General features: G+C 67.7%; 25 protein-coding genes. 11 read left to right on the top strand and 14 right to left on the bottom strand.

Translation table 11 applies throughout. The annotated features are described in order from the left end of the window. Positions 1 to 169: 169 nt before the first annotated feature. From AC5P7R_RS21765 to AC5P7R_RS21775, 3 genes are read right to left on the bottom strand one after another with little or no spacing between them, the layout of a single operon-like run. Positions 170 to 853, bottom strand: coding sequence for an HAD family hydrolase (locus AC5P7R_RS21765; RefSeq protein WP_021204381.1), 684 nt, complete (start codon positions 851 to 853; stop codon positions 170 to 172). Further along, on the bottom strand, positions 850 to 1551 hold the full coding sequence (locus AC5P7R_RS21770; RefSeq protein ID WP_021204380.1) for a pseudouridine synthase: 702 nt from the start codon (positions 1549 to 1551) through the stop codon (positions 850 to 852). The genes AC5P7R_RS21765 and AC5P7R_RS21770 overlap by 4 nt, the downstream gene beginning before the upstream one ends. Then, complete coding sequence (locus AC5P7R_RS21775; RefSeq protein ID WP_188250019.1) at positions 1548 to 2612, bottom strand: class I SAM-dependent methyltransferase; 1065 nt, start codon at positions 2610 to 2612, stop codon at positions 1548 to 1550. Before AC5P7R_RS21775 ends, AC5P7R_RS21770 begins: the two co-directional genes overlap by 4 nt. 157 nt (positions 2613 to 2769) lie before the next feature. Between AC5P7R_RS21775 and AC5P7R_RS21780 the strand changes: the two genes are divergently transcribed. Further along, complete coding sequence (locus tag AC5P7R_RS21780; protein WP_005407925.1) at positions 2770 to 3033, top strand: hypothetical protein; 264 nt, start codon at positions 2770 to 2772, stop codon at positions 3031 to 3033. Positions 3034 to 3103: 70 nt separating this feature from the next. Here AC5P7R_RS21780 and AC5P7R_RS21785 read toward each other — a convergent pair whose 3' ends face one another. Beyond that, on the bottom strand, positions 3104 to 3397 hold the full coding sequence (locus tag AC5P7R_RS21785; protein WP_019660923.1) for a DUF3247 family protein: 294 nt from the start codon (positions 3395 to 3397) through the stop codon (positions 3104 to 3106). Between the two features lie 43 nt (positions 3398 to 3440). After that, positions 3441 to 5429 carry a hybrid sensor histidine kinase/response regulator gene (locus tag AC5P7R_RS21790; protein WP_329842877.1) on the bottom strand — a complete coding sequence of 663 codons (1989 nt, stop codon included), beginning with the start codon at positions 5427 to 5429 and terminating at the stop codon, positions 3441 to 3443. 243 nt (positions 5430 to 5672) lie between these two features. Between AC5P7R_RS21790 and AC5P7R_RS21795 the strand changes: the two genes are divergently transcribed. Beyond that, positions 5673 to 6236, top strand: a complete 564-nt coding sequence (locus AC5P7R_RS21795; protein WP_019660921.1) for a DUF3016 domain-containing protein — start codon at positions 5673 to 5675, stop codon at positions 6234 to 6236. A gap of 88 nt (positions 6237 to 6324) precedes the next feature. On the opposite strand, the gene alr is transcribed toward AC5P7R_RS21795, so the two are convergent. Then, positions 6325 to 7392 carry an alanine racemase gene (gene alr, locus AC5P7R_RS21800; RefSeq protein ID WP_180832575.1) on the bottom strand — a complete coding sequence of 356 codons (1068 nt, stop codon included), beginning with the start codon at positions 7390 to 7392 and terminating at the stop codon, positions 6325 to 6327. Next, entirely contained in the window at positions 7371 to 8675 is a 1305-nt protein-coding gene (locus AC5P7R_RS21805; RefSeq protein ID WP_058980697.1) for a D-amino acid dehydrogenase, read from the bottom strand. Before AC5P7R_RS21805 ends, alr begins: the two co-directional genes overlap by 22 nt. Positions 8676 to 8824: 149 nt before the next feature. On the opposite strand from AC5P7R_RS21805, the gene AC5P7R_RS21810 reads away from it, so the two are divergent. After that, on the top strand, positions 8825 to 9304 hold the full coding sequence (locus AC5P7R_RS21810) for an Lrp/AsnC ligand binding domain-containing protein (protein ID WP_019660918.1): 480 nt from the start codon (positions 8825 to 8827) through the stop codon (positions 9302 to 9304). 61 nt (positions 9305 to 9365) lie between these two features. Here AC5P7R_RS21810 and AC5P7R_RS21815 read toward each other — a convergent pair whose 3' ends face one another. Beyond that, entirely contained in the window at positions 9366 to 9533 is a 168-nt protein-coding gene (locus tag AC5P7R_RS21815) for a lana protein (protein ID WP_478436190.1), read from the bottom strand. Between the two features lie 143 nt (positions 9534 to 9676). Beyond that, positions 9677 to 10051 carry a hypothetical protein gene (locus AC5P7R_RS21820; RefSeq protein ID WP_021204376.1) on the bottom strand — a complete coding sequence of 125 codons (375 nt, stop codon included), beginning with the start codon at positions 10049 to 10051 and terminating at the stop codon, positions 9677 to 9679. Between the two features lie 139 nt (positions 10052 to 10190). Here AC5P7R_RS21820 and msrB point away from each other — a divergent pair, with 139 nt between their 5' ends. From msrB to AC5P7R_RS21845, 5 genes are all read left to right on the top strand, one after another. Further along, on the top strand, positions 10191 to 10658 hold the full coding sequence (gene msrB, locus AC5P7R_RS21825) for a peptide-methionine (R)-S-oxide reductase MsrB (protein ID WP_021204375.1): 468 nt from the start codon (positions 10191 to 10193) through the stop codon (positions 10656 to 10658). 91 nt (positions 10659 to 10749) lie between these two features. Continuing rightward, complete coding sequence (motA, locus tag AC5P7R_RS21830; RefSeq protein WP_014645799.1) at positions 10750 to 11604, top strand: flagellar motor stator protein MotA; 855 nt, start codon at positions 10750 to 10752, stop codon at positions 11602 to 11604. A gap of 3 nt (positions 11605 to 11607) precedes the next feature. Further along, a complete protein-coding gene (motB, locus tag AC5P7R_RS21835; protein WP_019660913.1) occupies positions 11608 to 12546 on the top strand; it encodes a flagellar motor protein MotB in 939 nt (312 codons plus the stop codon). A 108-nt stretch (positions 12547 to 12654) separates the two neighbouring features. Beyond that, positions 12655 to 13143: a hypothetical protein gene (locus AC5P7R_RS21840; protein ID WP_188250015.1), complete on the top strand. Its 489-nt coding sequence runs from the start codon at positions 12655 to 12657 to the stop codon at positions 13141 to 13143. Positions 13144 to 13156: 13 nt separating this feature from the next. After that, positions 13157 to 13432 (top strand): DUF4031 domain-containing protein, encoded by a 276-nt coding sequence (locus AC5P7R_RS21845; protein ID WP_021204374.1) that lies wholly within the window; start codon positions 13157 to 13159, stop codon positions 13430 to 13432. Between the two features lie 192 nt (positions 13433 to 13624). On the opposite strand, the gene AC5P7R_RS21850 is transcribed toward AC5P7R_RS21845, so the two are convergent. Then, positions 13625 to 14167 carry a DUF6630 family protein gene (locus tag AC5P7R_RS21850; RefSeq protein WP_019660910.1) on the bottom strand — a complete coding sequence of 181 codons (543 nt, stop codon included), beginning with the start codon at positions 14165 to 14167 and terminating at the stop codon, positions 13625 to 13627. 90 nt (positions 14168 to 14257) lie between these two features. Here AC5P7R_RS21850 and AC5P7R_RS21855 point away from each other — a divergent pair, with 90 nt between their 5' ends. Then, positions 14258 to 14506 (top strand): DUF3297 family protein, encoded by a 249-nt coding sequence (locus tag AC5P7R_RS21855; RefSeq protein WP_026347120.1) that lies wholly within the window; start codon positions 14258 to 14260, stop codon positions 14504 to 14506. A gap of 148 nt (positions 14507 to 14654) precedes the next feature. On the opposite strand, the gene AC5P7R_RS21860 is transcribed toward AC5P7R_RS21855, so the two are convergent. From AC5P7R_RS21860 to AC5P7R_RS21870, 3 genes are all read right to left on the bottom strand, one after another. Beyond that, positions 14655 to 16304 carry a Na+/H+ antiporter gene (locus AC5P7R_RS21860; RefSeq protein ID WP_019660908.1) on the bottom strand — a complete coding sequence of 550 codons (1650 nt, stop codon included), beginning with the start codon at positions 16302 to 16304 and terminating at the stop codon, positions 14655 to 14657. 117 nt (positions 16305 to 16421) lie between these two features. Further along, positions 16422 to 17213, bottom strand: a complete 792-nt coding sequence (locus AC5P7R_RS21865; RefSeq protein ID WP_227853679.1) for a dioxygenase family protein — start codon at positions 17211 to 17213, stop codon at positions 16422 to 16424. Between the two features lie 31 nt (positions 17214 to 17244). After that, positions 17245 to 17655 (bottom strand): DoxX family protein, encoded by a 411-nt coding sequence (locus tag AC5P7R_RS21870; RefSeq protein ID WP_019660906.1) that lies wholly within the window; start codon positions 17653 to 17655, stop codon positions 17245 to 17247. A gap of 96 nt (positions 17656 to 17751) precedes the next feature. On the opposite strand from AC5P7R_RS21870, the gene AC5P7R_RS21875 reads away from it, so the two are divergent. Beyond that, positions 17752 to 18633 carry a LysR family transcriptional regulator gene (locus AC5P7R_RS21875; RefSeq protein ID WP_019660905.1) on the top strand — a complete coding sequence of 294 codons (882 nt, stop codon included), beginning with the start codon at positions 17752 to 17754 and terminating at the stop codon, positions 18631 to 18633. 90 nt (positions 18634 to 18723) lie between these two features. Here the strand turns inward: AC5P7R_RS21875 and AC5P7R_RS21880 are convergent, their stop codons facing one another. Further along, complete coding sequence (locus tag AC5P7R_RS21880) at positions 18724 to 21786, bottom strand: bifunctional diguanylate cyclase/phosphodiesterase (RefSeq protein WP_478436189.1); 3063 nt, start codon at positions 21784 to 21786, stop codon at positions 18724 to 18726. Positions 21787 to 21962: 176 nt separating this feature from the next. Between AC5P7R_RS21880 and AC5P7R_RS21885 the strand changes: the two genes are divergently transcribed. After that, entirely contained in the window at positions 21963 to 24074 is a 2112-nt protein-coding gene (locus AC5P7R_RS21885; RefSeq protein ID WP_021204370.1) for a M13 family metallopeptidase, read from the top strand. The last annotated feature ends 60 nt before the right edge of the window (positions 24075 to 24134 follow it).

The following is a 24134-nucleotide window of genomic DNA, read 5'->3' on the forward strand; positions in this document are numbered from 1 at the left end:
ATCGACGTTAAGGTGCGGGATGGGGATCGCTCGGCTCGTCTGTCGGCTGCTATCCGCAGATATCATGTTGACGGTCCCTCCACCCTGGCTCCTACATACCGCGTAGGAGCCGGGAGGAACATACAAGCCATGCTCGGCTCAGTGCCGGCTAACGGTCGGCACCTACCGCTTATTTCGGCAGCAGCGGCAGCAGCAACGCGTGCGCATCCACCAGCGAACCGACAATGCGATGGCCAAGCGCGCGCAGCTCTTCGTCAGGATGCACCAGGTCCGGTACCTGGATCACGGTCATGCCAGCGGCCAATGCCGCGCGCGTGCCAGCGGGTGAGTCTTCCAGCGCCAGGCAGCGCCCAGGCACCTGGCCCAGTCGCTGCGCGGCCAGCAGGTAGATGTCCGGCGCCGGTTTCGGCCGCGCCACGTCGCCACTGGTGATCACCGCGTCGAAATACGGCAGCAGTCCGGCCGCCGCCAGCTTGCGGTTGGCACGCGGCTGCCGCGTGGTGGTGGCCACCGCGCGCGGTACCGCGTGCGCCTTCAGCAGCTCCAGCAGTTCCAGGATGCCCGGACGCAACGGCAGGCCGGTCTGTGTGCGTCCTTCGTACAGTTCGTGGCAGCGTGCAGCGACCGCCTCGATCACGCTGTCCTCGATACCCTGCGCACGCAGCAGCGCGTGCGAATCCCGGTCGCCGAGGCCGACCATGCGCAGGAACACTGCCTCGTCCAGGCCCAGTGCGAATTCGTCGGCGGCCTCGCTCCAGCAGGCCAGCGAGACGCGCTCGCTGTCGATCATCAGGCCGTCCATGTCGAAGATGACGGCGTCGGGGAGGAACGGCAGCGCAGCAATGGTGGTCATGGAGCGAACAGCGTATCCAGGTCGGTGGAAGTGAGCTGCCGCCATTGCCCCTCGTCCAGTCCCTGCAGGTCCAGCCCGCCAACACGACTGCGGTGCAGGGCCTGCACGTGGTTGCCGGTGGCGGCGAACATGCGGCGTACCTGATGGTAGCGGCCTTCGTGCAGCACCAGGCGCGCGCGACGCGCATCCAGCACTTCCAGTTCAGCCGGCAGCAGGGGCGTCTTCTCGGACTCCAGCATCAGCGTGCCGCTGGCGAACAGCGCCACCTCGTCGCCGCGCAGGTCCTCGCTCAATTCGACCTCATAGACTTTCGGCAGCTTCGACTTCGGCGAGATGATGCGGTGCAGCAGGCTGCCATCGTCGGTCAGCAGCAGCAGGCCGCTGGTCTCGCGGTCGAGGCGGCCCACCGTGGACAGCACCGGATTGCGGTCGCGGAAGCGCGGCGGCAACAGGTCGTAGATCAGGCGGCCGGTATCCTTGGTCGAACAGGTGTAGCCAGCCGGCTTGTGCAGCGCGATCGACAGGCCCACCGGCGGGTCCAGCGGCTCGCCATCAACCCGGATCACCTCGTGCGGCACCTGGTCGTCGGCGTACAGTACCTCGCCGTCGGCGTCGGTGATGCGGCCTTCGCGGAACATCCACTGCACCTGCTTGCGGCTGCCATAGCCCAGATTGGCAATGTGCTTGACCAGTTTCACTTGCCTTTCCCCTTCACCGCTTCAACCAGCTTGAAGCCGTCGCGCTCGGCGACCACGCGCACCGCGCCGAAGCTGTCGTTGAGGGTGTGCTCGTACGGCAGGTGGCGATTGGCCACCACGTACAGGCGCCCGCCCGGGCGCAGCGCCTGCGCAGCCACGGCAATGAAGCGCTGGCCGATGTCCGGGCGGTCGGCACGCGATGGGGTGTGGAACGGCGGGTTGCTGATGATGACGTCGTAGCCCGGCTCGATGCCGGCGGTGACGTCGCGCCACAGGAAGCGCAGCGGCAGCGGGCGCGGCGGCGGCGCCAGGTTCAGCTCGGCCAGCGCCAGTGCGCGCTGCTCGGCTTCGTACAGGTCCAGCGCGGTGATCTTCGGGCAACGCTCCAGCAGTTCGCGTGACAGGTAACCGTAGCCAGCGCCCAGGTCGGCAGCACGCCCGGCCAGCTCGGCCGGCAGATGCTCGGCCAACAGTGCCGAGGCCGGGTCGATGCGATCCCAGGCGAACACGCCCGGACGACTGAGGAAACGGCCGCCGACGATCGGGCGCACCGCGTCCAGTGCCGACCAGCGCTTGGCCAGGTCAGCGTCGTGCTGGCCCTGCAGTGGGGCGGTCCAGTACACGCGGCAATGGTTCTTGGTCAGGCTGCCGCCGAGGCCGGCCAACTGCTTGAGGTCGCCCTCGCCGGAGCGCGCGCCTTCGTTGTTGGACTGGCAGGCAACGATGCGGCCGCCGTCGGCGACCAGCGCCAGCGCACGGGCGAACAGCGCACGGGCTTCTTCACGCTGGCGCGGCGGCAGCACCAGCACCAACGGGTAGCGGCCCTTGCCGGCCGCGTCATCCAGCTGCCCGCTGACGGTCCAGCCGGCAGCCTGCTGCAGCGGTTGCGCGAACGGGGCGAAGCTCTGTTCGCAGTGCACCTCGCGATCGCCGGCCACTTCGCGCAATGGCCAGCCATCGCGGGCACGCAGGAAGGCCACCGGGCCCTCCGGCCAGCGCAGGGCGCCTTGGGAGAACGGCAGGAGCAGGGTCTGCAGGGGGGCGTCGTCGCTGGAGGCCATCGGCGCGGGTACTTCAAGCGTGAGGGCCGTCCATTGTACCGGCTTGGCCGGGCCGGCCCCGGCGGCCCGCTTTGCGAAACCCGAACGGGGCCTTGATCCGCCAGAAACATTGAAACGTTCAGGGTAGAGGCTCCCCCGGAAACCCAGGAGAACCTGCATGCGAGCCTTGTTCGTCGGTGGCGTGGTCGACAACAGTGAAATGGACCTGGAAGGCAGCCATCCGCCCGTGCACTACCCCGAGGACACCGGCGGCGGCCACTCGCGCTACCGGCTGCACCAGGTCGGCCATGGCGCCGACGGCAGCGTGGCCTATGCGGTGTACGGCGCGCCGGACCTGGCTGATGACGAGGTGGCGAGGGTTGCAGAGGAGCGGGCGTACGCACGCCGGTTCGAGGCGACGCCGACCCTGTTCGAGCACTGACACATCTGTAGCGCCCGAGCCCACGCTCGGGTGGCGGCAGAGCCGAGCGTGGGCTCGGCTCTACCTCGGATCAAGGCGCCTTGGGTGGCAGGCGGTTGATACTGGCGATTTCATCCAGCCACACATGGTGCTGCTGCACCGGCGTGTCGTAGTCATCCAGGCGCAACTGGCCGTTGCTGCCTTCATCACCCGCGGCGTTGCGGTATTGCTGCACAGTTGGCCTCACCGCCACCGTGCCGAGCAGGCGGCGGCCATCGTGCAGAATCAGTTCCACCTGCGTTTCGCCATCCAGCTGCGGCAGCAGGGCTTCCAGGCGCGCGATCTGCGCCGGATCGGTGTGGATACGTGGAGCTATGCGGGACATCGGCGACCTCCTGACTGCAGGGTCGCCGATCGGCCGTGAATGCTCAGTGCAGCGCGCTGTCCGCGCGCGCCACCTGCACCTTGCGCACGGCAGCCACCAGCTGCGCTACCGAGTACGGCTTGGCGACGTGCTCCTGGAAGCCCGAGGCCAGCGCGCGGCGGCGGTCGTCGGCACGCGCCAGTGCAGTCACCGCCACCGCAGGCAAGGTCGCCGCGTCCACGCCCATGTCCTCGCGCAAGGTGCGCACCAGCCCATAGCCATCCATGCCCGGCATGCCGATGTCGGTCAGCAGCACGTGGTACTGCAGGTGGCCGGTGTCGGCCAGCAGTGCCAGCGCTTCGCCGGCCGAGCTGGCCGCCGCTACGGTGGCGCCCTGCTCTTCCAGCATGCGGCGCAGGTATTCCAGCACTTCCGGCTGATCCTCCACCGCCAGCACGTGCATGCCGCGCAGCGGATAGGGTTCGACGACCACCGGCTCCAGGATCGGCCCACTGATCACTTCGCGCAGCGGTCGGCGCTCTGCATCCGGCAGGTGCTGGGGCAGGCGCACGGTGAAGGTGGCGCCATGGCCATGCCCTTCGCTGGCGGCAGTGACCGTGCCGCCATGCAGTTCGACCAGCTGCTGCACGATCGCCAGGCCCAGGCCGAGACCGCCATGACGGCGCGTGGTGGTGCCATCAGCCTGCCGGAAGCGGCTGAACAGATGGTTGAGGAATTCGGGCGCGATGCCGTCGCCGGTGTCGCGCACGGTGATCACCCAGTGATTGCCATCGGCCTGCAGCTGCAGGTCGACGCGGCCTTCGGCCGGGGTGAACTTGATCGCATTGGACAGCAGGTTCCACAACACCTGCTGCAGGCGGGTGGCATCGCCCAGCACCAGGCACGGCTGTTCCGGCAGCAGCAGGCTCACATCCAGCGCCTTGCCTTCGGCGACCAGCTCCTGCGCGCCGATGGCTTCGCTCAGCAGGTCGCGCAGGTCCAGTATCTCTACCTCCAGCTGCACCTTGCCCAGCAGCATGCTGCTCAGGTCGAGCATGTCCGAGATCAGCCGCTTCTGCGCACCGGCGCTGTTGGCGATCACGTTCAGGCCCTTGTACAGCGGACTGGTGTTGTCCACGCGCTGCAGCAGCAGTTCGCTCCAGCCCAGGATGGTGGTCAGCGGCGTACGCAGTTCATGCGACAGCGTGGCCAGGAACTCGTCCTTCAGCCGCGCCATGTTCTCCGCAGCGCTGCGCGCGGCGCGCTCGGACTGCAGCAGCTCCTCGCGGGCCAGTTCAATTTCGCGTCGTTCGGTGACATCCGGACTGCTGCCGGCCAAGCCGATGAAGCGGCCCATCCGCGAAAAACGCGGGCGGGCGTTCATCTCCAGCCAGCGCCACTGGCCATCCGCGCGCCGCGCACGCACCAGCGCGTGCATCGAACGCTGCGCCTTCAGCGCTTCCTGCAGTTCGTATTCGAACACGGACGCGTCATCCGGATGCACGAGACCCCGCCAGACATCTTCCGGCACACGCGTTTCATCACCACCGAAGAACTCGCTGAAGGCACTGTTGACGAAACGCGCATGGCCGCGCTCATCGAGCACCCACACCGGCATCGGCAGGCCGTCTGCCAGCGCGCTGAAACGGGCTTCGCTTTCCCCCAACTCCACTTCCATCTGCTTGCGCGCGGTGATGTCGAAGAACAGGATGCCGACCTTGTCTTCTCCCGGCCGCCCCACCCGCACCGCGTCGACCGCGAACGAGCGGCCCAGCGCACGGGCTTCCATCTCGAACTGAGCGGGGCGGCCGCTGCGTGCGACTTCGCCATAGATACGGAACCAGTCCTGCTCGTGGTTGGGTTCCAGCGCAGTCATGCACTTGCCACGCGCGTCCTTCAGCCCAGTGTGGCGCTCGAACGCGTCGTTGACTTCGATGAAACAATAGTCGACCGCACGATCACCCTCGAACAGCACCTGGATCACGCAGAAGCCGGCGTTGATGCGCTCAAGCACGCCACGATGCAGGTCGGGTTCTGGCGCCGGCACCAGCATCGGTGGGCGCTCCACGAGGGGCGGCAGTGTGGACAAGGGGGTCTTTGCAGGCCAGGTTGGGAGCACAGCATCTTCCAAAGGGCGTATTCACAGCGTCAAGCGCCGTCAGTCATGGTTGACGTCGATGAATTGGCGGCAACCGCTCTTGCCCACGACGCAATCGGCCATTGCGGTCGTCCGGCAGCAGGCTCACACTCGATCCGTGATCAACACCCCCCCAGCGCGGGGACGCAGGAGACCGTCATGAAACGCTCACTCGCGATTGCCCTGCTGGCAGGCGCCCTGGCGGCCGGTGGCGCCAATGCTGCGCCACGCACCGTGACCGATGCAGACGCGCCGCGTGCGTTGCAGGCCGATGGACCGGTCAGCGTGAAATGGGAAGATCCGGCCAAGTTCACCGAAATACGCCAGAGCAGCAACCGCTTCGAGGCCGAACGCGGTGACTGGGTGCAGCAGCTGGCCCGCTACCTGCAGACCACCGCAGCCAAGCCGCTGCAGCCTGGGCAGACCCTCGATGTGACCCTCGTCGACATCAAGCGTGCCGGTGACTACGAGCCTTGGCACGGCCCGCGTGGCCGCGACATCCGGATCATGCGCGACATCTACCCGCCACGGATCACCCTGCAGTACACGCTGAAGGACGCCAGCGGCCGTATTGTCAGCGAGGGCGATGCGCGACTCAGCGATACCGGCTACCTGCACAACGTGGGACTGAAGAGCGACAGCGATCCACTGCGCTACGAGAAGCGCCTGATCGATGACTGGGTGAAGCGCCAGCTGGCCAGTCAGGCGACCGCCGCGCGTTAGGTCCCCCGGCAGGTGTCGACCTTGGTCGATACGCATTCACGGCGCCGATCGAGGTCGGCCGCTACCGGTGCCGAGCGCGGGCTCGGCGCTACACGTACACCTTCGCCACGCGCTTGACCGCGCACGGCAGCTGGTAGGCGCTCACGCCACAGCGCGGCGCCAGCTCCGACAGGGTCGGCGCAGAACCCCACAGTTCCACCACGCTGCCGATGCCGGCCTGCGCATGCGCGGTCAGGTCCACCGTCAGCATGTCCATCGACACGCGCCCGATCAGTACGCCGGGCTGGCCATCGATCAGTACCGGCGTGCCATTGGGGGCGAACTGCGGATAACCGTCGGCATAGCCAAGCGCGACCACGCCCACGCGGGTGCGCGCCTTGGCCACGAAACGCGCGCCATACCCCACCGGTTCACCGGCTTCGATCCAGCGCTCGGCGATCACCTTCGACTGCATCGTCATCACCGGGCGCAGCCGCTCGGTCAACACGGTGTTGTCCGGCAGCGGGTTGGCGCCGTACAGCATCAGGCCCGGGCGCACCCAATCACTGCGCACATCCGGCCAGCCCAGCAGCGCAGGCGAGTTGCACACGCTGGTCTCGCCTGCCAGTCCATCAATGGCGCGGGCGAAGGTCGCCGCCTGTTCGTGGGTGCGTTCGCTGTCCAGCTCGTCGGCACGCGCCAGGTGGGTCATCAGCACGACGCGTTCGACGTGTGGCAGCGCCGACAGGCGCGCGTGCGCCGCGCGGAAGCTGTCCACGTCCAGGCCGAGGCGGTGCATGCCGCTGTCCAGCTTCAGCCACACCGTCAACGGGCGCGGGCTGTCGAACGCCGCCAGTGCCTCCACTTGCCACGGTGAACCGACGGCGAACCAGAAGTCATGCTCGGCCACCAGCGTCATGTCGCTCGGCTCGAAGATGCCTTCCAGCAGCAGGATCGGCGCACGGATGCCGGCCTGGCGCAGCTCCAATGCCTCTTCGATGGTGGCCACGCCGAAGCCATCGGCCTCGCCTTCCAGCGCCTGCGCACAGCGCACCGCGCCATGCCCATAGGCATCGGCCTTGATGATCGCCAGCGCCTTGCCACCGCCCAGTTCACGGGCGAGGCGGTAATTGCTGCGCAGGGCGCCCAGATCGATCAGCGCGCGGGCAGGACGCATGTGCGGTTCTCGTGTTGCGGCGCGTGACCGTACTGGCCGTAGCGGAAAATATCCAGGCCTTCGGTGCTGATCTGCGGCTGTCGCGCGCTCATCAGGTCGGCCAGGTAGCGGCCCGAGCCGCAGGCCATGGTCCAGCCCAGCGTGCCGTGTCCGGTGTTGAGGTACAGGTTGCGGAACGGCGTGGCGCCGATCACCGGCGTACCGTCCGGCGTAGCCGGGCGCAGGCCGGTCCAGAACTGCGCGCGCGACAGGTCGCCGCCCTTCGGATAGAGATCCCTGACCACCAGTTCCAGGGTCTCGCGGCGGCGCTGCGACAGCGACAGGTCGAAGCCGGCCACTTCGGCCATGCCACCGACACGGATGCGGTCGTCGAAGCGGGTCACCGCCACCTTGTAGCTCTCATCGAGGATGGTCGAGGTCGGTGCCATCGCCGGGTCGGTGATCGGCAGGGTCAGCGAATAGCCCTTCAGCGGGTACACCGGCAGGCGCATCCCCAGCGGTGCGACCAGCGCTGGCGAGTAGCTGCCAAGCGCGACCACGAAGCGGTCGGCGGTTTCCAGCTTGCCGTCGATGCGCACGCCGGTGATGCGGTCGCCATCGAACTCCAGGCCGGTGATGTCCTGGTCGAAGCGGAATTCAACGCCGGCATCCATGCACAACTGCGACAGCCGGCGGGTGAACAACTGGCAGTCGCCGGTCTGGTCACGCGGCAGGCGCAGCGCGCCGACCAGGCCATCGACATGGGCCAGGGCCGGTTCGGCCTGGATGATGCCGGCGCGGTCCAGCACCTCGTACGGCACGCCGTACTGGGCCAGGATCTCGATGTCCTGCGCCGAAGCATCCAGCTGCTGCTGGGTGCGGAACAGCTGGGTGGTGCCAAGGTCGCGGCCTTCGAATTCGATGCCGATCTGCGCGCGCAGCTCGTTCAGGCAGTCGCGGCTGTACTCGGACATGCGCACCATGCGCGCCTTGTTGATCGCATAACGCTCGTGGGTGCAGTTGCGCAGCATCTGCCACAGCCAGCGGTACTGGGCCAGGTCCATGCCCGGGCGGATCGCCAGCGGCGCGTGCTTCTCGAACAGCCAGCCGATAGCCTTCTTCGGCACGCCCGGGGCCGCCCACGGCGAGGTGTAGCCGAACGACAGCTGGCCGGCATTGGCGAAGCTGGTTTCCAGCGCCGGGCCGGGTTGGCGGTCGATGACCGTGACTTCAAACCCGGCCTGTCGCAGATACCAGGCACTGGTGGTACCGATCACGCCGCTGCCGAGAACTAGGACTCGCATGGGACTTCTCCAACCCGATCATTCCCTGCACTGGAGCGCACAGGGACCATAATTGGGGAAGTATAGACAGCCATTCCCAGTTGATTTGCCTGTTTTGAAATCAACCGGCAGGATGTTCCACTTCAATTCACTCCCGAAGGTTGACGGTCATGGCCACCCGGATCCGCGAACTGGACAAGATCGACCGCAAGATCCTGCGCATCCTGCAGGCCGAGGGCCGCATCTCCTTCACCGAACTGGGCGAGCGGGTGGGCCTATCGACCACCCCGTGCACCGAGCGCGTGCGCCGGCTGGAGCGCGAAGGGGTGATCACCGGCTACCACGCCCACCTCGACCCGGCCGCAGTTAAAGCGAGCCTGCTGGTGTTCGTGGAGATCAGCCTGGCGTACAAATCCGGCGACATCTTCGAGGAGTTCCGGCGCGCCGCGCTGAAGCTGCCCAACGTACTGGAATGCCATCTTGTATCGGGCGACTTCGATTACCTGCTGAAGGCGCGGATCAGCGAGATGGCCTCCTACCGCAAGCTGCTCGGCAGCACGCTGCTGACACTGCCGCATGTACGTGAGTCGAAGAGCTACATCGTGATGGAAGAAGTGAAGGAAACACTGAGCCTGCCGATTCCGGACTGAGGCTGCTGCTGGGTGGGGCCAGATCCCGTACAGCGGGCTCTGGCCCCGATCATGGCGACAGTCAGCGCTGCTGCGGATGCTTCTGCGGGCGCTGTTCCTGCTGCCTGCCGCCCTTGTGCTGCTGCGGCTCCATCTGCTGTTGCTGCTGCGGGTTGCGGCCCTGCGGTTCCTTGCCGGGATGACGGTTCTGCTGGTTTTTCATGGTCGCGATCCAGTGGACGAAGGACATGCGGCGGCGGGATGCCGGCGCAGGGCCACGGTGGCCCCGGAACGGTTAATCGCAGGCGAAAAAACAGTGATCGGCTGGACGCTGTTTTCGCGCGTTCAGCCCGCTCAGCGCCAGCCAGCAGCCAACCTTGGTGGCACCAGGGTTCAGCGCTTGATCTGCTGGCCATCGCCGGCCGGCACGCTGTCGTAGTAGCGGCCGGTGCGCGAGTCGAACACGCGGTTCGGGCCGGCCGGGCGCACGCCGGGCACGATGCGGCCGTTGCGGTCGTAGACCTTGTCGGCCGGCCTCGGTGCTGGCGGCGGCGTGATCTGGGCCGGACCGGTGGACTTGATCGGCTGCGCCGGTTGCGGCGTAGGCAGCAACTGCGGCTGCGGCCGGGCCGCCTGTGGCGGTGGCGCCACCGGCTGCGGCGCCACGGTGGTCGCGCTGCGGGTGGCCGTGGGGTCGGGGGTGGGCACCTGGGCCAGCGCCAGTGCCGGCAACAGGGCGATCAACAGCAGGGGAAGGGTCGGCTTCATGGCACGCTCCGGCGTCTATGACACCCACCTTGCTCCCGCACCCGTGTGCCACCCATGAACGGCCATCACACTTGCAAGCGCGCGCCGGCACCCCCACGTTTTCCGGCATCCCCAGGCCATCGACCCACGGAGCGCCGCCATGACCGCCTTCGACCTGACGCCCCCCACCGCCACCCAGACCGAGGCCCTGGTCGCCGGCCTCAGCAGCGAGGAACGCCGCGTGCTGTTGCAGCACGGCACCGAAGCGCCGTTCTGCGGCGTGTTCCTCGACAACAAGCGCGAGGGCGTCTACTGCTGCCGGCTGTGCGCGCTGCCCCTGTTCCGCTCCAGCACCAAGTTCGATTCCGGCACCGGCTGGCCCAGCTTCTTCGCCCCGTTCGACCCGGCGCATGTGCGCGAGATCCGCGATACCAGCCACGGCATGGTCCGCACCGAGATCACCTGCGCGCGCTGCGGCAGCCATCTGGGCCACGTGTTCCCGGACGGTCCGCCGCCCACCTACGAGCGCCACTGCCTGAACTCCGTCTCACTTTCCTTCGTCGGCAATGGCGAGCCCTGGCCCGATCCGCTGCAGCGTGGCGGCGCCGAAGCCGGTGTGGCCGGCTGAAACACCCCGCTGACCGATTTCACAGAATTCCCTCTTCAGAAACCCGGGCGACGGGCCGACAAGGAGATATCCCCTCTCCCTGCGTCGCCCCATGCTCATCATCGTCGGATTCCTGGTCGTCATCATCAGCGTGATCGGGGGCTACCTCGGTGCCCACGGCCGCCTGGGTGCCCTCTGGCAGCCCTACGAGCTGGTCATCATCGGCGGCGCCGCGCTCGGCGCGTTCCTGGTCGGTACCCCGGCCAAGACGGTCAAGCAGACCCTGCAGGCCATGGTCGGCGTGTTCAAGGGCCCGCGCTACAAGCAGCAGGATTACATCGATGTCCTCAGCCTGCTCTATGAACTGCTCAACAAGGCGCGCCGCGAAGGCTTCATGGCACTGGAAGACCATGTCGAACGCCCGGCCGAGAGCGCCCTGTTCGCCAACTACCCCAAGGTGCAGGCCGACCACCACCTGATCGACTTCATCACCGACTGCCTGCGCCTGATGATCGGCAGCAACATCGAGCCGCACGAGCTGGAACCGCTGCTGGAACTGGAGCTGGAAAAACACCACGCTGAAGCCATGGCACCGTCGCAGGTGCTGACCAAGGTCGCCGACGGACTGCCCGGTTTCGGCATCGTGGCTGCGGTGCTGGGCATCGTCATCACCATGGGTTCGATCGGCGGCGACATCGTCGAGGTCGGTGGCCACGTGGCCGGTGCGCTGGTCGGCACCTTCCTCGGCATCCTGCTGGGCTACGGCTTCGTCGGCCCGATGGCGGCGGCGATGGAAGCCCGCGCCGAACAGGACAGCCGCATCTACGAATCGGTCAAGACTGCCCTGCTGGCCTGCCTGCGCGGTTACAACCCGAAGATCGCGCTGGAATTCGCCCGCAAGACGCTACCGTCGAACGTGCGCCCGGCCTTCTCCGATTTCGAGCAGCACCTGAAGACGGTCAAGTAAGCCATGGCCGAGAACAAGCCCACCGTCATCGTCCGCCGGGTCAGGAAGGCCGGCCACGCCGCTCACCACGGAGGGTCGTGGAAGGTGGCCTATGCCGACTTCGTGACCGCGATGATGGCCTTCTTCCTGGTGCTGTGGCTGATGGCCACCACCAACAAGAACGACCGTGCGGCCATTTCCGAGTACTTCCGCAACCCGAGCCCGCTGAGCGGGCAGAGTGCCACGCCGGCACCCGGCATGGCCGGCCCGGGCGGCGCCAGCACATCGATGATCAAGCTGGGCGGCGCCACCGACATCTCGCGGGGCAGCAGCAACGATCCCTTCCAGAACCAGAAGGAAGCAGTGCCGCAACCGGTGGACCAGCAGCAGCGCGACAAGCAGCAGCTGGAAGCACTGATGAAGGAGCTGCAGGAAGCGATCAGCCGGAGCCAGGCACTGGAACCCTTCAAGGACCAGCTGCTGCTGGACCTGACTCCGGAAGGCCTGCGCATCCAGATCGTGGACAAGCAGAACCGGCCGATGTTCGACCTCGGCAGCGCTACGCTGAAGCCGTACACGCAACAGATCCTGCACGAGCTGGCCAACTACCTGAACCACGTGCCGAACCGGATCAGCCTGACCGGCCACACCGACATCACCGCCTATTCGGCCGCACGCGGCTACGGCAACTGGGAACTGAGCGCCGACCGCGCCAACGCTGCACGCCGTGCACTGGTGGACGGCGGCCTGGAGGACAGCAAGATCACCCGCGTGGTCGGCCTGTCTTCATCGGTGCTGTTCGATAAAGCCGACCCGCAGAACCCGATCAACCGCCGCATCAGCATCGTGGTGATGACCAAGGCCGCCGAGGAGGCAGCGCTGGCGGGTGCCGGCCCCCAGGTGGGGCTGTCGGCGCCCACCGCCGACCCGGACGTGCAGGCCGCGCAGGGGCAAGCGGAATAAGCTGTGGGTGCGCGCCTTGGTCCGAATCCACAGGGCCATGCCAGGCGAGCGCACCACGCCGCACCCGCTACAATGGCGGTCTTTCCGTTTCCAGGTGATCTCACCCCCATGTCCCAGAACTCCAAGGCCAAGCGCGACAAGCGCAAGAAGCAGCAGGGCAAGCGCCCGTTCCTCCGCCTGAACGCGCAGCAGCAGGTGCAGAACCATGCCGTGCTGACCAACGAAGACGGCCAGGTGGTGGCGGCCATCGGCCTGCAGGGCCGTGAGTGGCTGCTGGCCATCGGCGGCCAGACCATGGGCAACGCCGAGAACCCGGTGCCGATGCTGGCCATGCTCAAGCACCTGGCCAACGTGCAGGAGAAGGAAGGCCGCAAGGTCAACCTGGAGTACTCCGAACTGCTGCAGAAGCTGCTGGACACCCTGGCGGCCGAATCCGAGCAGACCGCCGACGAATACCTGGACAAGCTGGTGTCCGAGTTCGAAGGCGTCGACGCTGCTGAAGGCGAAGAAGGCGAAACCGTCGAGGGCGACGCGGCCGAAGAAGCCGCTGCCGAGGCCGCCCCGGCCGCTGACAGCGACAGCAAGCCGCAGGCCTGAACCGGCCGCGGCGGTGACGGTCTACGTCGATGACGCAGTGCATCCCTGGCGCGGACAGCGCTGGGCGCACCTGATGGCCGACACCCTGGCCGAGCTGCACGCAATGGCCGCGCAGCTCGGCATTCCCCCGCGCGCCTTCCAGAACAAGGCCAGCGGCGCCCACTACGATGTCACTGCCGGGCTGCGCGCACAGGCCATCGCGCTCGGCGCCCGGGCGATCTCACGGCACACCGACCGTGAACTGGTCAAAACGGTGATTGCCAACGCCCGGGCGCAGTACCGGCCGTAGGCCACGCCGCGGGTTCGCCGGACACCAACCGGCACCGACGGGGTAGAGTCGACTGTTAGTCGACTGCTCTCCCATCCGGCCGCGAGACCCCCGCGCTGCGCGCGATAGTCGACTGACAGTCGACTCTACCCCCGTCGGGTCGTCCTCAGCGGATCAAGCCGCCGGGTCGTGCCCGGCGGATCGGCCCATCGCTCAGAACGGGTCGCTGCCCAGCCGGATTTCCACGTTCAGCAGCGAGCACAGCGCAAGCATCGCGTCATCGTCGCGGGTCAGCGCCATCACCCCGGTAAAGCCATCACTGCCGGCATCCACGCTCCACAGCGTGTAGTTGTGCTCGCGCAGGCGGTCGAAGGCGGTGGCCATCAGCTGCACGCCGTCCAGGCCTTCGGCAAAGTCCTCGTCGTCCAGGTCGCCACCCCAGTCCAGCTGCAGGTTGAAGCGCGCCGAAAGCTCGTTCACCGCCGACTGCAGCGACTCCAGGTCCTCACGCTCCACATCGAAACCGGACTGCCAGGCGATGGCGGTGAACAGCGCCGGCAGCCAGTCGCTGTCCGCTTCCAGCGGCTGACCGTCCTCGGCCAGGTGCTCGCGCCAGCGGTTGAACTGCTGCAGGGCCAACTCTTCGTCACCCGGGTTGATCAGCACCAGCAGGTTCCAGACCCGCGCCTCGAAGCCCTCCTCGTCGAAGTCGTGGATGTCTTCCTCGAAGTCGAAATAGTCGCTGTTGTCGGGCATGGCGGAACGTCCTCTGGGGCAGGTCGGCATTCTACGGTTTATCCTGTGCCGCTGAAGCCGGCCTTGGTGGCCGTCACTGTGAATGAAGCGATGAGCGATACCCCTCCCGACCACCTGGCGATCAACCCGGCCAGCCCCTTCCATGATGCGCAGGCGCTGGAGCGCGGCGTTGGCGTGCGTTTCAACGACATCGAGCGCGACAACGTCGAGGAATACTCGGTCAGCGAAGGCTGGATCCGCGTGCAGGCCGGCAAGGCCCGTGACCGCCGCGGCAACCCGATGACGATCAAGGTCAAGGGCAAGGTCGAGGTGTATTTCCTGGACCAGAAACCGGAATAACCGGCACCGGCATGTAGAGCCGAGCCTGTGCTCGGCTGCTTTTCGTTCCGGGTTCATGACGCCTGAAGCAAGCGTAGCCGAGCATGGGCTCGGCTCTACATGCCAGGGCGGAATCCGCGTCAGCGTCAGCAACGCCCGGTCCCAGGCATCATTCGCGCTTGCGCGATTCCAGCAGGTCCAGGTTGCGGATCAGGCGCCGCGAGATCTCATCGGAGATCACCCCGCGCCGGGTCAGCCGGAACAGTTCCTCGCGCTCGGCGTTGAGGCCGGCGCTGCGCAGCTGGCGGTAGCCCAGCTCCATGCGCCGCACCTTCTCCGGGTCTACGTCGGGCCCGTCGTTGTCCTTCTCCAGGTGCCGCTGGTACAGCAGGCTCACCCGCGAGGCGGCATCGTTGTACAGCTGCACGTTCTCGGTGTTCTGGTTCATCACCAGCTGCTGGCGCATGCGCTCGACCCCGGCCAGCGCCGCCTTCGACGACAGCCGGCGCGCCAGGTCCTCTTCCTTGCGTTCACCCGAATCGGCCGGCAGCTGCAGGCCCTTCAGCAGCTGCGGCAGCGCGATGCTGGCGCCGAGCAGCGAGAACAGGATCACCGAGGCGGCCAGGAAGATCACCAGGTCACGTGCCGGGAACGCACTGCCATCAGGCAGGAACAGCGGCAGGGTCAACACGCCGGCCAGGGTGATCGCACCACGCACGCCGGCCACCGAGGTCGCCACCACGATGCGCCAGTTCGGCGCTTCGCCCCGCTCCAGTCCGCGGCGACGCGCGCGCAGCAGGTTCCAGCGCAGCGACAGCCACACCCACAGCAGGCGCAGCACGACCAGCGCCAGGTTGATCACCACTACGTACACCAGCAGCCACCACGCGCTCTGGTGGCCGGTCTCGTTCATGGTGGTGGTGGCACGTTCGACAATACCGGGCAGCTGCTCGCCCAGCAGCACGAACATGATGCCGTTGAAGCTGAACTGCAGCATGTTCCAGACCCCGGCACGCTGCACGCGCATGCTGCCGGAGACGCGGCCGGTCAGCTCGACGTAGCTCATCGCGATACCGGCGGCGACCGCGGCGAGGATGCCGGAGGCGTGGATCTCTTCGGCCAGCAGGTAGGCCGCGAACGGAATGAGCAAGTTGACCAGCATCGCCGCGCCCGGCTCCTCGCCGAAGCGGCGCCACAGCCAGCGCTGGAAGGTGGACACACCCAGCGTCACCGCCACGCCCACCGCCAATCCCGCCACCGCCACCCACACGAAGGTCAGCGAGGCCGTGGCCAGCGAGAACGTGCCGGTCATCACCGCAGCCACCGCGAAGCGGAAGCAGACCAGGCCCGATGCATCGTTGAGCAGCGACTCGCCTTCCAGGATGTGCATCAGGCGCTTGGGAATCGGCGCCTTGGAGGCGATCGCACCCACTGCCACAGGATCGGTCGGCGACACGATGGCCGCCAGCGCGAAGCACACCGCCAGCGGCATCACCGGAATCAGCCAGTGGATCAGGAAGCCTGCGCCGATGACGGTGAACACCACCAGGCCGAACGCCAGTTCGAGGATCGCGCCCTTGTCGCGGAACAGGCCCTGCTTGGGGATGCGCCAGCCATCAAGGAACAGCAGCGGCGGCAGGAACAGCAGGAAGAACACTTCCGGCTCCAGCGCGTGGCCGCGGTTGAACACCCCGGCGATGACCGCGCCCAGGCCGATCTGCACCAGCGGCAGCGGCAACGAGAACGGCAGGACGCGAACCAGGTAGCCGCTGGCGACAACGGCCACCAGCATCGCCAGGACGACTTCAATGGTATGCATGCTTCTTCCAGGAAGCGGCGCGTGGGGCGGCTTGAAGGCCAGCGCCGGAAACCCGGAAAAAACTACCACATGCGGCCATGACCGCGACGACGGGAGCCGCCGCGCGTCAGCCCCGGCTCATGCCGCCCCATCGAAGCGGTACAGGTCCATGGCCAGGAAACCGGCGTCGATGCCGGCGTCGATGCGCCGCGCACCGAAGCTGTCCTCGCCGGCTGCGCCCATCGCAAAGAACAGCGGCAGCAGGTGCTCGTCGGTCGGGTGCGCGCGCTCGGCGAACGGCGCCTGCCGGCGATAGTCGAACAGCGCCTGGCGGTCATCAGCGGCCAGCCGCTGCTCCACCCACTCGATGAAGGGCCGCACGTATGGCGCTTCCTTGCCGTCCTGGTAGTCGCCCCAGTCGTGCAGGTTGTGGGTGATGCTGCCCGAGCCGACCAGCAGCACGCCTTGTTCGCGCAGTGGTGCCAGCGCGCGGCCCAGCGCGAACTGATGCTCGGGGCCGAGCAGCGGCTGGATCGACACCGGCACCACCGGGATGTCGGCCTGCGGGCGCAACAGCCGCAGCGGTACCCACGCGCCGTGGTCGAGGCCACGCTGCGGATCGATGGCCACTGGCAGTCCTGCGGCGGCGATGCGGCCGGCCACTTCTTCGGCCAGTGCCGGGTCACCCGGCGCCGGATACTGCAGTTCGAACAGCGCGCGCGGGAAGCCGCCGAAATCGTGGATGGTTGGCGGCTGCGGATGCGCCCCGACCAGCGGCTGCCGGCCCAGCCAGTGCGCCGAGGCCATCACGATGGCGCGCGGCGTGGGCAGGTCGCGCGCCAGCTCGGCCAGGCGCACACCAACCTGGCCCGGATGCAGGGCAGTCATCGGCGAACCATGGGAGATGTACAGCGAAGGCAGGCGGGACATGGAATTCTCCAGTTGCAGGATCAGGCGGCGATCAGCGCGAACGCAGGGTCCACTTGCCGTCGCCGACCAGGAACAGCACCACCAGCGCCAGCGCCCAGAACGCCGGGTATTCCCAGCCGCCGCCGGCATTGGCGAAACCGAAGCCGTTGGCGCCGTGCACGGTGACGATGGTGCCCAGCAGCAGCGGCACGCCGACCAGGCCCACCCAGCGCGCATAGATGCCCAGCAGCAGCGCGACAGTGATCACCAGCTCGACGCCGATGGTGAGGTAGCCGAGCACGCCGGGCAGGCCCAGCGACTCGAAGAACGCTGCCGTGCCGGCCGGGGTGAATACCAGCAGCTTGGTCAGCGCATGGACCAGGAACAGCACGCCCAGGGCCAGGCGCAGCAGGGCGGCGCCATACGGGGCCAGCGGCGAATCAGGAGCGGTCGTGGCGTGCATCGGAAAGCACCTTGAAGGGAGTGGGCTCAGGTTATTGCGCCTTCACGGGCCGATAAATACGATCGATTGACCGTATTTATTTCAGAAGGCGCAACAATGGACACCCTCGAGGCGATGCGCGTGTTCGTGGCGGTGGTCGAGCGCAACGGCTTCAGCGCCGCCGCCCAGGCCCTGGACATGTCCACCGCCGGCGTTACCCGCCAGGTCGCCGCACTGGAAAAGCGCTTGTCCACCCGCCTGCTCCATCGCACCACGCGGCGGGTCAGCCCCACCAGCACCGGCGCCGCCTACTACGCCCAATGCGTGCGCCTGCTGGCCGAGTTCGACGCGCTGGAGGCCAGCATCGGCGCGCAGGCGCTGGAGCCCTCCGGCACGCTGCGCATCAATGCACCGGTCAGTTGGGGCATCGCCCGCCTCGGCCCACTGCTGGCCAGTTACCGCGAACGCTTTCCGCAGGTGGAACTGGACCTGGCCCTGTCCGACCGCCTGGTGGACATGGTCGAGGAAGGCTACGACGTGGCCATCCGCATCACCCGCGAGCCGGGCCCCACCCTGATCGCCCGCCGCCTGGGCGAATCGCGGGTGAGCCTGTGCGCCGCGCCGGCCTACCTGGCCGCACGCGGCGCCCCGCAGACCCCGCAGGACCTGCAGGCGCACGCGTGCCTGGGCTACAGCTACTGGGCCGCTGGCGACCACTGGCCGTTGCAGGGGCCCGCAGGCGAAGTAAAGGTCGCGGTGAACAGCCTGCTGCACGCCAACAACGGCGACGTGCTGCGCGAAGCGGCGATTGCCGGCATGGGCGTGATCCTGCAGCCGGATTTCCTGCTGGAAGACGCGCTGGCCGATGGCCGGCTGGTGCGCGTGCTGCCCGAATGGGAGGCCGCCCCGATCGGCATCTTCGCGGTCTATACCAGCCGCAGCCACCTGGCACCGAAGGTGCGCAGTTTCATCGACCATCTGGTCGAAGCCGGGGTGTAGCCGAACCTGGTGCCTGCCGGCCCGCGGCCGGCACTACCGTCATGCTTCGGCCGGGTAGTGCCGGCCGCTGGCCGGCCAATACGAACCCGATCAGGCGGGGACTTCATCCAACGCGTCGATGATCCGCTCCAGCGGTGCCGGCCGCCCCAGCAGGTAACCCTGCACCTGGTCACAGCCGTGCGCGGCCAGCCAGTCCAGCTGCCCCGGTGTTTCCACGCCTTCGGCAATGATGGTCAGGCCCATGCTGTGGCCCAGCGACAGCAGCGCGCGACAGATCGAGGCGTTGCGTGGATTGGTTTCCACGTCCGCCACGAAGCTGCGGTCGATCTTCAGGATGTCCAGCGGCAGGTGCTGCAGGTAGGACATGCTGGAATAGCCGGTGCCGAAATCATCCAGCGACACGCTGATGCCCTGCTCATGCAGGCGCTGCATGGTCTGCATCGCCTGCGCCGGCTTGCGCATTAGGCTGCTCTCGGTCAGCTCCACGTGCAGCGCACCGCGGGCCAGGCCGAATTCCTGCTGGGCGCGGGTGAACTCGGCCACCAGGTCGCTGTTGAAGAACTGCACCGCAGACACGTTGACCGCGATCGGCAGCTCGCCCCACCCGGCGTCGACCAGACGGCGCTGCGCCTTCGCCGCGGCGCGGATCACCCAGCGGCCCAGCGCCAGGATCAACCCGGTGTCCTCGCACAGCTGGATGAACTCGTTGGGCGGGATGAAGCTGCCATCGGCCTGCGGCCAGCGCAGCAGGGCCTCCAGCGCGGCCGGGCTGCCATCACCGGCATGCCGGATCGGCTGGAAGTACAGCTGGAACTCGCTGTCGATGGCGGCATGGATGCGCCCGGCCAGGCGCAACCGATCGGCCAGCCGCGTGGTCACCGCCGCATCGAACCAGACCACCACGTTGCCCTCGGCACGCGCCGCGTGCGCGGCCTGCGCGGCCATGCCGATCACCTGTTCGGCGCCATGGCCGTCACCGGCGACATGCACGGCCACGCCGATACGCGGCTCGAACTGGTGCAGCGAGTCCTTGCCGCGCATCGGCGCCGACACGATCTGCAGCAGGTCGTCCAGCACGCGCTGGGTATCGTGCCCGGCACCGATGGCCAAGACAAAATCTTCGGCCGGCTGGAACGCCAGCGTGCCATAGCGCGCGCCCAGGCCCCCGAGCCGGGTCGCCATCGACTGCAGTACCGCATCGCCGATCTCGCGGCCCAGCGTATCGGCCACCAGCTGCAGGCCGCGCAGCTGCACGAAGGCGATGGTATAGCCCTCGCCCTGCCCATCCAGCTGTTCGGTCAACGCGCGTACATTGAGCAGGCCGGTGGCCGGGTTGTGCCGTGCCTGGTAAGCCAGGTCGCGCTCGTAGGCCAACCGTTCGCTCACATCCTCGGCCAGCACCAGGCACGCGGGCTGTCCGTCGAAATCGAGTTTGGACAGGTGTGCGCGCACCTCGAACACGCTGCCGTCCTTGCGCCGATGCAGGCGCACGGTCGCGTCCGGAGGATCGCCCACCTGTGCGCGCTGGATGGCACCACGCACCTCGTCCCAGCCCTCGCGCGGGCGGATGTCGAGGATGCTCATCGCCAGGAACTCGTCGCGGCTGTAGCCGTACTGGCGCACGGCGGCATCGTTGACCTCGATGAAGCGCAGCGTGTCCGGGTCGAATACCCAGAACGGCGCCGGATTGCGGTCAAACAGCAGGCGGAAGCGGCGTTCCACTTCGCTCATCTGCTCGCGCGCCTGATAGCGTTCGCTCAAGTCGGTCAGCGCACCGATCATGCGCCGCTCGCTGTCGGCCACTTCCACCCGCTGCCCACGTGCCCCGACCCAGCGCACCTCGCCTCCGGGCAGCACCAGGCGGAATACCTGGTCGAGCACCGCGCCGCCGGCGAAGGCCTGGTCGAAGGCCTGCTGCAGGCGTGCGGCGTCGTCGCGATGCACGCGTGCGAAGAAATCGGCCACCGGCAGGGCATCGGTCTGCACGCCGAAGATCTCGCGCGCCAGGGGTGACCAGCGCAGCAGCGCGGCATCCTCGTCCACGTACCAGGTGCAGACACGCCCGACCTGGTGCGCAAGGCGCAACTCGGCGTGGCCGGCCTTCAGCTCTTCGGCCATCGACTGCTGGCTGCGGGTGGTTCGGCGCACCGCATACAGCAGCACCAGCAGCACCACGATGTAGGCCAGTACGATTGCCACCGATGCCTGCAGGTAGGGCCACCACGGTGCCAGCACGTCTTCGTCGGCCAGGCCCACCTGCACCGCCAGCGGACTGTGTTCGAGCGTGCTGATGGTGAGGATGCGCGGTACGCCATCCACCACGCCCGGCATGCTGCCCAGCTCGACCACTGCCTGCGTGCCGAGCAGGTCACGGCGTGGCAGGTCATAGCGGTGGCCCACCGTGCCATGCGGGTCAGGCACGCGGGCCAGCATGTAGCCTTCGGCATCGCTGATCGAGACCAGTCCCTTGGGGCCGACGTCGAGGCCACCGACGATGCGCTGCAGTTCGCCGCAGCGCAGCCGTGCCAGCAGCCAGCGTTCGCCGGCCATCGGCAGCGCCAGCGGGACCACCCAACCGCCATCGCTGGCCCGCTGCGGCGGGCCGATGTACAGCGCGCTGCCCTGGCCACGACGCTGCGGGTCGGTCCACAGCGGCAGCTGCAGGTCGCCCTCGCCGGCCGTCAGCGGTCGGCCATGGCGGTCGAGCACGGCGATGCTGTGCAGTTCGGCATGCCGGCCCAGCACCCCGCCGATGGATGCATCCAGCAGGGCCGGCGCCTGCGCCGGCACGCTGCGGAACAGCTCGGCGGCGTCGGCGGCGATGCCGGACATGGCCCGCTCCAGGTTGCGCAGTTCCAGCGCCAGCAGGCGCTCGCTGCCCACCGCCAGCGCGCGGCTCTGGCGCTGCGCCGCTTCCAGACGGCGGTGGTAGTCATTGACCAGCATGAGGGTCAGCCCGGTGACCAGCAGCACGCCCAGCAGCACTCCGCCCCAGGTAATGGCGCGCAGCGGCCGGGCCAACGCGCGTTTCAGCGCGGGCATCGGCGGGTGTTCCTTGTGCAGTCGGCTGGCTTCATGCGCGAACGAATCCTCCACGTCCCCGACCTCAACGGCCGGTGGACGCCATTCTTGACGCCTGACCCGCCCCCGCATGGCCACCTCCCCGTGTCCGCGCAGGGTTCCAGGGTCCAGCATGCACCACGTCGCTCACGGCGTGAAGGTCGGTTCCACGTGTTCAGCCAGATCCTGCACAGCACAGGACGCAGCACAGGGCCGCCAGGCGGGCCGGCGCAGATTAGACTTGGCGTTTTCCGCCGCAAGAGAAGTCCATGTCCAAGCTGCGCCGTCCCACCCTGGCGCTGGCCATCGTTGCCAGCCTGTCCCTGGCCGCCTGTGACCGCCCGGCCGAGCCGGCCGCCACGGCCACCGCGCCGGCCGATGCCACCCCCGCTGCGGCCAAGCCGATGCTGGGCAGCTTCGGCTTCGATGCCAGCGGCATGGACCGCAGCATTGCCGCCGGCGATGACTTCTTTGGCTTCGCCAACGGCACCTGGGTCAAGAACACCGAGATTCCGGCCGACCGGTCGCGCTTCGGCAGCTTCAACGTCATTGCCGAGAAGACCCTGGCCGACACCCGCGCCATTCTCGAAGGGGCCGCCGGCAACACCCAGGCCAGCGGTGACGACAAGCTGATCGGCGATTACTACGCCGCTTACATGGACGAGGCCGGCATCGAGCAGCGCGGCGTTGCACCCGTGGAGCCGCAGCTGAAGGCGATCGATGCCATCACCGACAAGGCCGGCCTGGCACGCGCCCTGGGCGGCGATGTGCGCGCCGACGTCGACCTGCTCAATGCGACCAACTTCTACACCGACCGCCTGTTCGGCCTGTGGGTGTCGGTGGACCTGCTGCAGCCCGACCGCAATGCGCCGTACCTGGTGCAGGGCGGCCTGGGCATGCCCGACCGCGATTTCTACCTGGGCGGCGGCCGCATGGCCGAACTGCGCAAGCAGTACCAGGCCTACATCGCACAGATGCTGCAGCTGGCCGGCGTCGCCGATCCGGCCGGCAAGGCACAACGCATCCTGGCGCTGGAGACGAAGATCGCGCAGGCGCATGCCACCCAGGAAGAAACCAATGATGTGACCAAGGGTGCCAATCCGTGGACCCAGGCCGACTTCAACGCCAAGGCGCCGGGCATGGACTGGAACGCCTTCCTCGACGCGGCCGCGCTGGGCAAGCAGCAGGACTTCATCGTGTGGCAGCCCAAGGCCGTGGCCGGCCTGTCCAGGCTGGTCGCCACCGAGCCACTGGAGGTGTGGAAGGACTACCTGGCCTTCCACGCGCTGGACCGTGCCGCCGCCTACCTGCCGAAGAAATTCGCCGATGCCCGCTTCGCCTTCCACGGCACCGCGCTGAGCGGCACCCCGCAGCAGAGCGATCGCTGGAAGCGCGCGGTGGACGATGCCAACCACGCAGTGGGCGAAGCGATCGGCAAGCGTTACGTCGAAAAGCACTTCGACGCGAAGACCAAGGAACGCGCGGACGAGATGGCCAAGAACATCATTGCCGCCTTCGCCAAGCGCATCGACGCGCTGGCGTGGATGTCGCCGCAGACCAAGGCGAGCGCCAAGGCGAAGGTGGCCGGCCTGACCGTGGGCATGGGCTATCCGGAAAAGTGGCGCGACTACACCGGCCTTGAGATCCGCCGTGATGACCCGCTGGGCAATGCACAGCGCGCCGAGCTGTTCGAGTACCAGCGCAACATCGCCAAGCTGGGCAAGCCGGTCGACCACGGCGAGTGGGCGATGCTGCCGCAGACCATCAACGCGATGAATGTGCCGCTGGAAAACCGCCTGGTGTTCCCGGCCGCGATCCTGCAGCCGCCGTTCTTCGACGGCGCCGCCGACGACGCCGTGAACTATGGTGCGATCGGCGCCGTGATCGGCCACGAGATCAGCCACGGTTTCGACAACGCGGGCGCACTGTTCGATGAAACCGGCAAGCTGCACAACTGGTGGACCGCCGAGGACCTGAAGCAGTTCAACGCCGCCGGCGATGCGCTGGCCGCGCAGTTCAGCAGCTACGAGCCGTTCCCGGGCGTGCATGTGAATGGCAAGCTGACCCTGGGCGAGAACATCGCCGACGTGGCCGGCCTGGGTACCGCCTACGACGCCTACCAGCTGTCGCTGCAGGGCAAGCCGGGCCAGACCCTGGAAGGCTTCACCCCGGACCAGCGCTTCTTCCTCGGCTTTGCCCAGGCCTGGCGCAGCAAGAGCCGCGAGCAGGCGCTGCGCAACTCGCTGCTGACCGATGTGCATGCACCGGGCCAGTTCCGCGCACTCACCGTGCGCAACATCGACGCGTGGTACCCGGCGTTCGACGTGAAGGAAGGCCAGAAGCTGTACCTGGCCCCGGACAAGCGGGTCAAGGTGTGGTGATGTAACCGGAACGGGCGCCGCAAGGCGCCCGTTTCACTTGCGGGTAGCTGCCAACCTTGG

The sequence above is a fragment of the Stenotrophomonas sp. YJH_SMC_27 genome, assembly GCF_059369815.1.